Consider the following 12,259-nt stretch of genomic DNA (forward strand, 5'->3'; position numbering starts at 1 on the left):
GAGAGGTCGAAGCCGAGCGAGGTGACGCACAAGGCCATGTCGTCGGGGCCGAAGTCGAAGGTGCGGTAGCACCAGTTGAGCAGGTTGTGCACGGGACGATGGGTGACCACGACGCCCTTGGGCTTTCCGGTGCTGCCGGAGGTGAAGATGATGTACGCGGTGTTGTCCGGCCCGGCGGCCGGTTCCGGATCGGGGAGCGCGGCGTGCGCCGCCCGGGCCTCGTCCACCTCGATGACCTGGACGCCGTCCGGGACCGTCCAGCGTTCGGTGTCCGAGGTGGACAGCACCGTGGTCGCTTCGGCGTCGGCGAGCATGTCGGCGACGCGCTCGGCGGGCAGCGACGGTTCGAGGGGCAGGTAGGCGCCGCCGGCCTTGAGCACGCCGAACACGGCGGCGATCATGGCCGGGCCGCGGCGGATGCCGACCCCGACGACGGTCTGCGGGCCGACGCCGCGTTCCTTGAGGTCCCAGGCGATCCGGTTCGCCTGCTGGTTCAGCTCTGCGTAGGTCATGGTTCCGTCGGCCCAGCGCAGGGCAATCGCGTCGGGCCGTAGCCGGGCCTGTTCCTCGAAGAGCACGTGGACCGGGCCCGGGCACGGGAAGTCGCGGGCCGTGTCGTTCCACTCGACGAGGATCTTGTGGCGTTCCTCGGCGTCGAGCGGGCGGTCCGCGGCCTCGCGCGGTGCGGCCGTGGTGGTGTGCTCCCGCTGCGCGTCGGCCGGTATGTCGAGCGCGCCGACGGTGGCCTGCGGGTCGGCCACGACCTGCTCCACCACCCGGACGAACCCCGCGGCGAAGCCCTCGACCGTGGAGCGGTCGAAGACGTCGGTGGCGTACTCGATCTCCCCCACGACCGAGCCGTCGGACTCGTCCGGCGCCAGGTTGAAGAACAGGTCGAACTTTGCCGAGCCCGTCGGAACGGGCTCCATGGAGACCGTCACACCCGGCAGGTCCAGCTCCGGCCGCGCGTTGTTCTGCCATGCCAACACGACCTGGAACAGCGGGTGATGGGCGGTCGACCGCTCCGGCCGCAGCAGCTCCACCAGCCGCTCGAACGGGACGTCCTGGTTGTCGTACGCCGCGAGCGCCTTCTGCCGTACCTGTTCCAGCACCCGGTCGAACGACCGGCCCGCGCTCACCTGGACCCGTAGCGCCCAGGTGTTGACGAAGAATCCGATCAGATCGCTCAGCGCCTCGTCGGTGCGCCCCGCGATCGGGGCGCCGACGGTGATGTCCTCGTCGCCGCCCAGCCGGTGCAGCAACATCACCAGCGCGGCCTGGAGCACCATCGACACCGTCACGCCACGTGCCCGTGCCAGTTCCTCGACTTGCGCGAGCACCTCGCTCGGGAACCCGAGTTCCACGGATCCGCCCTGGAAACTCGCCACTTCGGGGCGGGGCCGGTCCAGTGGCAGCGACAGCGGTCGGGAAACTTCGGCCAACTCCTCGCGCCAGTACGCCGCCTGAACCGACAGGATGCTCTGCGGATCGGACTCGTCCCCGAGCAGTTCCTGCTGCCACAAGGCGTAGTCGGAATACTGCACGGGCAGTTCGGACCACTCCGGGGCGCTCCCGGCCACGCGGGCCCGGTAGGCCACGGAGATGTCCCGCGCCAGCGGTGCCAGCGATCCGCCGTCACCGGCGATGTGGTGAATCACCAGCACCAGTACGAATTCCTGCTCGCCGCACTGGGCGACGGATCCCCGCAGCGGTACGTCGACCGCCAGGTCGAACCAGCTGCCGGACACCGACGACACCACACCCGGCACCCGCTCGGGCGCGATTCGGCCCCAGTCCTGCCAGGGCAGCTCGATCTCAGTAGGGTCGAGGACGCGCTGGAACGGCTGGCCGTCCAGGTCGTCGAACACCGTCCGCAGGACCTCGTGGCGGACCATCACGTCCTGGAACGCGGCCCGTAAGGCGGCCGTGTCGAGCGCTCCGTGGAACCGCAGGAGCAGCGGGATGTTGTAGGTCGAGGACGGGCCCTCGAAGCGGTTGATGAACCACATCCGCCGCTGCGCGTAGGAGAGGGGAATCATGGAGCTTCTACCTTTCGCTCATCCTGCGCAGCGGCTTTCGGGAGGAGGCCGACATCTCGTTCCAGCGGTCGGTCAGCTCGGCGACGGTGGGAGCGGTGAACAGGATCCGGATCGGGATTTCCACGCCCAGCTCGGCGCGCACCCGGGCCACCAGACGGGTGGCCAGCAGCGAATGTCCGCCCAGGGCGAAGAAGTCGTCGTCGATGCCGACCCGCTCCACTCCCAGCACCTCGGCGAACAGCCCGCACAGCACCTCCTCCCGCGGGGTGCGCGGAGCCTGGTACTCGTCCCCGTCGAACTCGGGCCGCGGCAGCGCCAGGCGGTCCAGCTTCCCGTTCGGTGTCAGCGGCAGCTCCGCCAGCACCACGAACGCCGCCGGGACCATGTACTGCGGCAGCCGCTCCCCCACCAGCGTCCGCAGCTGCTCCGCGGGCGGGACGGCACAGCCCGGCTCGGGCACCAGGTACGCCACGAGTTGCCGGTCGTCCGGGTTGTCCTCGCGGGCGATGACGGTCGCCTGACGGACGGCCGGATGACCGGTCAGGGTGCGCTCGATCTCGGCGGGTTCGATGCGGAAGCCGCGCAGCTTGATCTGGTGGTCGGAGCGCCCGAGGTACTCGACCTCGCCCGTGCCGGTCCAGCGGGCCAGATCCCCGCTGCGGTACATCCGCGTGCCCGGCGGACCGAACGGATCGGGCACGAACCGCTCGGCGGTCATGCCCGGTTGGCCGTGGTAGCCGCGGGCCAGGCCGTGCCCGGCGATGCACAGATCGCCGGGCACGCCGGGAGGCACGGGGTGGAGCGTGCGGTCGAGGATGAGGATCCGCGCGTTGGCGACGGGGCCGCCGATGGAGGGCGGCATGCCGGCGGTGCCGGGGTCGAGGCGGGCGGCCGTGGAGTAGACGGTGGCCTCGGTGGGGCCGTAGAGGTTGGTGACCTCGGCGGCGTGCTCGCACAGGGTGTGGGCCAGGGGTGCGGGCAGGGCCTCGCCGCTGGTGATGGCGCGGAGCCCGGTCAGGCAGGCCGGGGCGTGGGTGACCAGGACCTGCCAGAGGGCGGGGGTGGCCTGCATGAGGGTGATGCCCGCCCGCTGGACGAGGTCGAGCAGCGCCGAGGGCTGGGTGATGGTGTCCTTGCCGGCCAGCACCACCCGGGCACCGGTCAGCAGGGGCAGGAACAGTTCCAGCGCGGCGATGTCGAACGCGACGGTGGCGACGGCCAGCAGCCGGTCGTCCGGCGACAGCGGGAAACGGTCCCGCATGCCGGTGAGCAGGTTGCTCAGGGTGCCGTGTTCGATGACCACGCCCTTGGGCTTTCCGGTGGAGCCGGAGGTGTAGATGACGTAGGCGGTGTGGTGGGAGCCGACCGCGGTCCTCGGGTCGTGGGCGGGGTGGGCGGACAGGTCGGCCTCGGCCAGCCGTCGCGGGTCCAGCACCAGCACCGGTGCGCTGTCCTCGACCACGGACCGCACCCGCGCGGCCGGATACTCCGGGTCCACCGGCACATAGGCACCGCCGGCCTTCCACACCGCGAGCAGCGCCGCGACCAGGTCGAGGGAGCGAGGCAGCAGCACCACCACGCGCGACTCAGGCGCCACGCCCTCCTCGATCAGCCAGTGCGCCATCCGGTTGGCGCGCTCGTCCAGCTCCCGGTAGGTCAGCCGGTGACCGTCGTACTCGACGGCCACCGCGTCCGGTGTCGTCGCGGCCTGCTCGGCGATCAGCTCGGGAACGGTCCGCTCGGGCAGCAGGGTCGCGGTGTCGTTCCAGCCGTGCAGCACCTGCTCGCGCTCCGTGTCGGAGAGCACGTCGATCGCGCCGACGGTGGTCTCCGGGTCGGCGGCGAACTGCCGCAGCACCCGCACCAGCCGGCCGGCGATCACCTCCACCTCGGCGTGCGCGAAGGCGTCGCGCTGGTACTGGAAGGAGAGGCGCAGCAGCGGGTCGGCGGCCGCGATGACGGTCAGCGGGTAGTGCGGTGGGGCGTACGGGCGGATGCCGGTCACCGCCAGGCCCGCGGACGCGCCCGCCGACGCGAGGCCGACGCGGTCGACGGGGAACGACTCGAAGACCACGAGCGTGTCGAACAGTGCGCTCAGCCCGGTCGACCGCTGGATGTCGGCGAGCCCGAGGTGGTGGTGGTCCAGCAGCCGCGCCTGGGCGTCCTGCAGCCGCCCCAGCAGCTGTGGGAGGCGGTCGGCCGGCGTGCAGCGCACCCGTACCGGCACCGTGTTGATGAACAGGCCGATCATCGTGTCCACGCCGGGCAGTTCGGACGGCCGGCCGGCGACGGTGGTGCCGAACAGCACGTCCTCGCGACCGGTCAGCTCGGCGAGTACGACGGCCCACGCGCCCTGCACCAGGGTGTTGGGGGTGACGCCCCATTCGGCGGCTCGCCGCGCCAGCCCAGTGGCGTCCTCGCCGCTCAGTGCCGCGTCGAGCTGCCCGCTGCCGCCGCCGGCGGGGCGTGCCGTGGGCGCCAGGAGGGTCGGCTCCGCCACACCGGCCAGCTCGGTGGCCCAGGCCTGGGCCGAGCGTGCCGCGTCCTGCCGTGACAGCCACCGCAGGAAGTCCCGGTAGCCGTGGGGGCGCGGCGGGTGGGTGTCGTGGCCGCCGGTCGCGTACAGGTCCATCAGTTCGCGCTCGATCAGCGGTACCGACCAGCCGTCGAGCAGGACGTGGTGGGCGGTGAGCGCCAGCTCGGCCCGTGCCGGTCCCAGCGTGACGAGGGTGAGCCGGAGCAGCGGCGGGCTGTCGGGGCGAAAGCGGGTGTCCCGCTCCTCGGCGAGGATCTCCTCCAGCCGCGTCTCGGCCTCGGGGTCGCCGGTGAGGTCCACCTGCCGCCAGGGCAGCGGGACGTCGTCCACCACGATCTGCACGGACTCGCCGGTCGCGCTCGACAGGAACGCGGCCCTCAGGTTCGGGTGCCGCTCCAGCAGGGCCTGGCCCGCGGCCCGCAGGCGCGGCGCGTCCACGGGGCCGCTGAGCCGGAACACGAACTGCGTCTGGTAGGCCTCGGAGGCCGTGTCCGCGAGCATCGTGTGGAACAGCAGGCCGTCCTGCAGCGGGGTGAGCGGCCACACGTCGCTCACCCGGCCGAACCGCCGCTGCCAGGTGTCCAGTTCGGCCTGGCCGACGTGCACCGGCGCCACATCGGACGGGGTCAGGCCGGTCGCGCCCGTAGTGACCAGGGTGTGCAGGCCGCGCAGGGCGGCGCACCAGGTGTCGGCGAGGTCGCGGACCGCGTCGGCGGTCAGCACGCCGGTGGCGAAGGTGAACAGGGCGGTGAGCCGGGCGCCGTTCCCGGTGTCGGTCACCAGGGAGTTGAGTTCGAGGGCGCTGAGCGCCGGCATGTCGGGGTCGGGTGCCGCGACGAGTTCGGCGCATTCCGGCGCGGGCGTCCATCCGGGGCCGGGTGCCGGCTCCGGGCCGTCGAAGGAGAAGTCGCAGGAGGAGTCGAAGGAGAAGTGGCCCAGGAAGTTGAAGCCGATCTCGTCCGCCGGGTACGGGCGCAGCTCCGCCGCGGTCTCGTCGTTGAGGTAGCGCAGCAGGGTGTAGCCGATGCCCTGGTCGGGCAGCGCGCGCCGCTGCTCCTTCACACGTTTGAGGGCGTCACCGGCGGCCGCTCCCCCGGCAATCGCCTCGTCGACATCGATGCCGGAGAGGTCGAACCGGACGGGGTGGACGGTGGTGAACCAGCCGGCCGTGCGGGCCAGGTCCGCGCCCGGGGCCAGCTCCTCCTGCCGGCCGTGGCCTTCCAGGCGTACGACCGTGGCGTCGTCGGTCACGCCCCGCCGGTGCCGGGCCAGCGCCAGAACGAGGGCGGTGAGCAGCACGTCGTCGACGCCGCTGCGATACGCCGCCGGCACCGATGTCAGCACGGCCTCGGTGAGGTCGCCCGGGAGCTGGACGCGCACGGTTTCCGTGGTCGCGATGACGTCGGACTTCGGGTCGAACGGCCGGGATCCGACCGCGGCCGCGGGGGCGGCGAGCATGTCGCGCCACAGCGACACCTCCGCCGCCCGCCCGGGCCGGGTCGCCTCGTCGGTCAGCGCGCGCAGCCACCGCCGCATCGAGGTCCCCACCGGCGGCAGCGCCGGCGCCTCGCCGGTGCGGGCCCGCCGCCACGCCTCGGCCAGGTCGGGGAGCAGCACCCGCCAGGACATGCCGTCGACGACCAGGTGGTGCGCCGCGACCAGCAGGCGTCCGGGGCCGCCGGTGTCCGGCTCGAACCACACCAGCCGGAGCATCCTGCCGTCCGAGGCCCTGATGGCGCGCGTCGCGGCGGCCGCCTCGGCGCGCAGCAGCTCCTGCCACGCGTCCCCGCTCCAGTCCCCCGGGCACTCGACCCGCCTGATGAGCCGGGCCGCGTCGACCGAGCCGGGCGGCTGCACCAGCAGTCCGTCGTCGACCAGTTGGGAACGCAGTACGTCGTGCCGGTCGAGGACGGCTCGCACCGTGGCGGTGAGGTTGTCGTGGTCCGTCTCGGCCGGTACCTCCAGCACCAGCCACTGGGCGAGCCGGTCGAGGCCGGGTCCGCGCTCGGCGACCAGGCGTGCCATCGGTGGCAGCGGCAGCAGGCCGACGCCACCGCCGTCGAGTTCGGCGAGTGCCGTCGGGGCGGTGTCCCGGGTCGCGGCCGCGGCCAGCGCGGCGACGGTACGGCACTCGAACACGGTACGCGGGCTGAGCGCGAGGCCGGCGGCCCGGGCGCGGGCGACCACCTGGATGGCCCGGATGCTGTCGCCGCCGAGCGTGAAGAAGTCGTCGTCCACCCCGATCCGGCTGAGCCCGAGCACCTCGGCGAACGCGGCCGCCAGGACGTGCTCCTCGCTGGTGCGGGCCGGCCGGTGGGCCTGGCCGGTGAACTCCGGCTCGGGCAGCGATGCCCGGTCCAGCTTGCCGTTCGCGGTCAGCGGCAGCCGGTCCAGCGGCACGAACGCGGCGGGTACCAGGTGGGCGGGCAGCCGGGCCGCGACGAAGCCCCGCAGCTCGGCGACGTCCAGCCCGGCGTGCAGGTCCCAGTCCACGCCGGACCTGCCGATGCCGCCGGAGGTCGTCGGCACGATGTAGGCGACGAGCTGGGCCGCACCGTCCGCGCCGCGGCCGCGCCGGGCGAGGACGGCGGCCTGCGCCACCCCGGGGTGCGCGGCCAGTGTCGCCTCGATCTCCACGGGCTCGACCCGGAAGCCACGGATCTTCACCTGGTGATCGGCGCGTCCGGCGAACTCCAGCTCGCCGTTCTCGTTCCAGCGCGCCAGGTCGCCCGTCCGGTACATGCGCCGCCCGGGCGGGCCGAACGGGCAGGCGACGAAGCGTTCCGCGGTCAGGGCAGAGCGGTCGTGGTAGCCCCTGGCGAGGCAGGCGCCCGCGATGTACAGGTCGCCGTACACCCCGGGCGGGACCAGTGCGAGCCGGCTGTCGAGCACGTACAGCGCGGTGTTCCAGATCGGCGTGCCGATCGGTACGGTGCTCGCCCCGGGCCGGTACCGCCACGCGGTGACGTCCACGGCCGCCTCGGTCGGCCCGTACAGGTTGTGCAGGGGCACGCCCAGCAACTCGTGGAAGCGTGCGGCGAGTTCGGCGGGCAGTGCCTCGCCGCTGCAGATGACGCGGCGCAGGCCGGTGCAGGCGCCCGCCGCCTCGTCGTTGACGAACTCGGCGAGCATCGAGGGAACGAAGTGCAGCGTCGTGACCCCGGCGCGCCGGATCAGCTCGGCGAGGTAGGTCGGGTCGCGGTGCCCGTCGGGCCGTGCCACGACGAGGCCGGCGCCGGTGATCAGAGGCCAGAAGAACTCCCAGACCGACACGTCGAAGGAGGCCGAGGTCTTCTGCAGCACCCGGTCGGAGCCGTCAAGGCGGTAGCGGTCCTGCATCCACAACAGTCGGTTGACGATCGCGGCATGCGTGATGACGGCGCCCTTGGGCCGGCCGGTCGATCCCGATGTGTAGATCATGTACGCCGGGTGCTCGACGGAGTGCGGCGCGAGCGCGGTGGGCCCGTCGGTGAGCTGGGCTTCGTCGACCGTGATCAGGGGGATGTCCGTCGGGGGCAGCCGGTCCGCCGTGCCCTTGACCGACAGGAGCAGCGTCGGCGCGGCGTCGGCGAGCATGAACTCCACGCGGGCGGCGGGGTAGTCGGGGTCGACCGGGACGTAGGCGGCGCCCGCCTTCAGTACGGCGACCAGTGCGACGACCAGCTCCGGCGAGCGGGGAATCGCGACGGCGACGAACCGTTCGGGCCCGGCGCCGCCCTCGACGAGCATGCGGGCCAGCCGACCGGACCGGTCGGCCAGCTCCCGATAGGTCAGGGAGGTGTCCTCGAAGGTCACCGCGATCGCCTCGGGGGTGGCGGCGGCCTGCCGCTCCAGCAGTTCCGTCAGCGTCAGGCCCGTCGGGGTGACCTCGGGGCCTGCGAACTCGGTGAGGAGTGCGTGGTGTTCGGCGGTGCTGAGCACGCTGATGTCCCCGAGCCGGGCGCGCGGGTCGGCCAGGGCGGCCCGGACGAACGTCACGAACCTGTCGGCGAGACCGGCGACGTCCTGGTCCCCGTAGTGCGCCTGCGGGGCGTCGAAGCGGACGAACAGGTCGCTGTCGGCCCCGCCGTCGGTGTAGGTCGAGACCATCACCTCGTCGATCACACCGAACGTGCCGCCGGCGAACCGTGCCACGCTTCCCGCGAGATCGAGCGCCTCGACGAACGGGATGATGTTGACGAGGGCGCCGAACGGGCTGCGCACCGACCCGGCGTGCCCCGTCGCCCGCTTGATCAGGGACACGTCGTGGCCCGCGTGCCGCAGCACCCGTCGCCGCTCCTGGCGGAGCGCCTCGGCCAGCTCCACGAGGGTTGCCGCGGGCGGCACCTCGACCCGGATCGGCAGCCGGTTGGAGAGCAGGCCGAGCGAGAGCCGCAGGGCGCCGACGCGGTGGTTGACGGTGAACTCGTGCAGCGGTTCCGGCACGGCGCACAAGTGCTGCAGGAACGCGGTGGCCGCCGCCGCGAGCAGGTCCGGCAGGCTGGTCCCCACCGTGTCGGCCGTGCGCCTCCAGGCGGCGAGATCGGCGGCCGGGATCCGCGCGGTGCGGGTGGTCATGCCCAGCGGCTCGGTGAGGCTGTCCCAGTGCCCGGCCGCTTGGTCGTCGCCGGCGGGACGGATGCCTGCGGGACGGACTCCGGCGGGAAGCCGCGCCGCGGTCGGCTCGTCTGCGAGGTAGTCCCGCCAGAACTCCTCGGCTTCGGCGAAGCGTTGGGACGCCCGGTACGCGGCGTCCTTCTGCCGGGCGTCTCCCCGCGCGTTCGCGGGTAGCTCCGGTACGGCGGCACCGGCGCGCAGCGCACGGTAGACCTCCGCGATCCGCCGGGACAGCAGCGTGACGACGCCGAAGGCGTCGGTGACGATGTGGTGGAAGACGAGAACCACGAGATGGCGGGTGGCGCCGAGCCGGATCGAGCCGATCCGGAAGAGGGCGTCCGCACCCAGGTCGAACGGCCGGCTCACCAGCTCGGCGACCACGGCCCGCGCCGCGTCGCCGGGGTCGCCGGCGTCGCTGACGTCGAAGTGGAACGGCTCCAGCCTCTCCGGATCGCGGGCGACCGCGCGCAGACCGCCCTCGTCGCGGCGGAAGTTCAGCGTCAGCGCCCCGGCCTCGGACACCGCCACCCGCAGCGCCTCGGTGATCAGGGGGATGTCCAGGTCACCGTCGACGTCCCACAGGGTCACCACATTGTTCGGCCGGTCGGGGGCCAGCTCCTGTTGGAGCCACATGGCCTCCTGCACCGCCGTGACGCCGGTGTAACCCATCCAGAGTCCCCCCTGTAAATGTGGTATCCAGATCAGCGGCCAGTCGCTGCGCCTGATCGTCGTCGCCGCTCTGAGGTGGATCAACCGACGTGAAAGATGTCGGCCAGAAACCCGAACAGACCCGGACGTACGGCCCGCAGCCGGCTGGAACGACCTGATCAGGGAGCCCGTCAGGGGGTCCGTCGGGCTCTGACAGAAGTCGGCAAGAGATCGAAAGCGGAACGGAGGACGGCGCAATCATGGCGCCATGACTGAACCCGCTTCCCAGCCCGACGGAATCGACGCGCTGACCCATGTCTTCGACGCCGTCTACCGCGGCGAGAGCCCGTTCGGCAAGCGTCCGCCCTGGGACATCGGTGGGCCGCAGCCGGCCTTCGTCGCACTTGAGGAAGCGGGACTCATCGGCGGTGCGGTGCTCGACGCGGGCTGCGGCACCGGCGAGGACATACTCCACCTGGCCGGCAAGGGCTACGCGGTGACAGGGCTCGACCTGTCGTCCGAGGCGGTCTCCATTGCGCGGCGCAAGGCCGAGGAGCGGGGACTGGACGCCACGTTCGGCGTCGCCAACGCCCTCGAACTCGCCGGCTACGAGGGGCGTTTCGACACCGTCATCGACTGCGGCCTCGCGCACACCTTCGACGCCGACCGGCTGCGGACCTACGCGGCGGCGCTGCACCGCGTCTGCCGCCCGGGGGCGCTCGTGCATGTGCTGGAGGTCAGCGACCGCGGGGCCGCGCAGATGCAGGCGCGGCTCGCCGAAGTGATCGAGGGGATTCCGGCGTCGGAGCCGCCCGGCCCGAAGCGGACCGCCGACGACCTGCGCCAGGGTTTCGCCGACGGCTGGAGCGTCGAGTCCGTCACCGACACCACCATGCACGGGATCCTGCCGTCCGCATCGGAGCCCCTCGAACTGCCCGCCTGGCTCGGCCGATTCCGCCGCAACTGACCCCGCGATCCATCGACCGGGGATCGACCGGGGAAAGCCCGAACCGCGCATCCGGCCCGTGTGAAGGTGATGAATCATGAAGGCACGCGCAGGCAAGCTGCTACGGCTCCTGGCACCCGCACAGCCCAACCGGGCGACCAGACGCAGGAGCCCGCGGACCGGCACCCCGCCGAACTCGTCGCAGTGGAGCGGTGTCGCCCGGGGCGCCTTCCGGTTCGCCTTCGTCTACGCGGGGTCCTACTGCCTGACGACACCCCAGATCTTCCTGACGCTGCGGGGTGGCGGACTGGGTCACAAGCAGGAGGCGGCCGACGCCTGGGCGAAATTCTGGTCGATGCGTCCGGTGCGGAAGTGGGTGGCCGCTCACGTATTCGACAAGGAATTGGGCGAGCGCTTCGACGGCGGCGACGACCTGAACGCGTGGGTGGGGCAGTTCACCTGGCTGCTGGGCGCCGCCGCGGCAACACCGACCTGGTCCCTGCTTGACCGGCGCCGGACGAACTACGAGACGCTGGAATCATGGTTCCGGCTGGTGGTCCGGTTCTGTCTCGCGGGGCAGATGTTCTCCTACGGTGCCGCCAAGGCGATTCCGTTGCAGTTTCAATTGCCGCTGACCAAACTCGTCGAGCCGTTCGGCAATTTCAGCCCGATGAGTGTGCTGTGGGCGCAGACGGGCTCTTCCGAGCCGTACCAAATCCTGCTGGGCTGCGCGGAAATCGCAGGCGGACTGCTGCTGATCCTGCCGCGGACGGCGACACTGGGTGCGCTGCTGTGCGCGATGGAACTGACCCAGGTGTTCATTCTGAACATGGCCTTCGACGTCCCGGTGAAGATCCATTCGTTCCATCTGCTTCTGCTGAGCCTGGTGCTGCTGGCACCGGAGGCGGCGCGCCTGGCCGAAGTCTTTCTGTCGGACCGGACGGTCCGCCCGTCGTCCGGGCAGGAGCTGTTCCGCACGGCCGGCGCGAACCGGGTCGCCGCGGCCGCGCAGGTCGCCGCGGGTCTGTGGCTGCTGCGCGCACAGCTGCGCAATGACTGGTCGGTCTGGAAGACGTACGGCGGCGGACGGGAAAAACCCGAACTGTACGGCATCTGGGACGTGGCGGAATTCTCGGTCGACGGTGAGCGACAGCCCCCGCTGACGACCGACGGACAACGGTGGCGTCGTGTCGTTTTCGACTCCGCCGACGCCGTCACCATCCAGCGCATGGACGATTCCCTCGACGGCGGCTATGTCGCGGCGGTCGACATGGACAGCCATTCGATGAGCCTGCTCAAGATGGCCGATCCGACCTGGAACGCGACTTTCGCGCTGCAGCGTCCCGCAGCCGACCGACTGACCCTGGAGGGCGAAGTCGACGGCACCAAGCTGTGCGTACGACTGCACCGACTGGATCTCGCCACATTCCCTCTCGTCGACCGCGGTTTCCACTGGGTGCAGGACAACTCGTACATGCTGTAGCAGTGGAATCC

4 protein-coding genes are annotated in these 12,259 nt (G+C 71.9%); 2 read left to right on the forward strand and 2 right to left on the reverse strand.

The window, feature by feature from the left end; all coding sequences use genetic code 11:
• Both ACFY3C_RS44820 and ACFY3C_RS44825 read right to left on the reverse strand, forming a co-directional pair.
• Window positions 1-2,039, reverse strand: a 2,039-nt coding sequence (locus ACFY3C_RS44820) for a condensation domain-containing protein (RefSeq protein ID WP_390775055.1), incomplete at its 3' end; no start/stop codon positions are given.
• A 7-nt stretch (window positions 2,040-2,046) separates the two neighbouring features.
• A complete protein-coding gene (locus ACFY3C_RS44825; protein ID WP_390775056.1) occupies window positions 2,047-9,840 on the reverse strand; it encodes an amino acid adenylation domain-containing protein in 7,794 nt (2,597 codons plus the stop codon).
• Between the two features lie 247 nt (window positions 9,841-10,087).
• On the opposite strand from ACFY3C_RS44825, the gene ACFY3C_RS44830 reads away from it, so the two are divergent.
• On the forward strand, window positions 10,088-10,786 hold the full coding sequence (locus ACFY3C_RS44830; protein WP_386575819.1) for a class I SAM-dependent methyltransferase: 699 nt from the start codon (window positions 10,088-10,090) through the stop codon (window positions 10,784-10,786).
• 76 nt (window positions 10,787-10,862) lie between these two features.
• On the forward strand, window positions 10,863-12,248 hold the full coding sequence (locus ACFY3C_RS44835; protein ID WP_390775057.1) for a DoxX family protein: 1,386 nt from the start codon (window positions 10,863-10,865) through the stop codon (window positions 12,246-12,248).
• Window positions 12,249-12,259: the final 11 nt, after the last annotated feature.

The sequence above is a fragment of the Streptomyces sp. NPDC001410 genome (genome assembly GCF_042895235.1).
GTDB lineage: Bacteria > Actinomycetota > Actinomycetes > Streptomycetales > Streptomycetaceae > Streptomyces.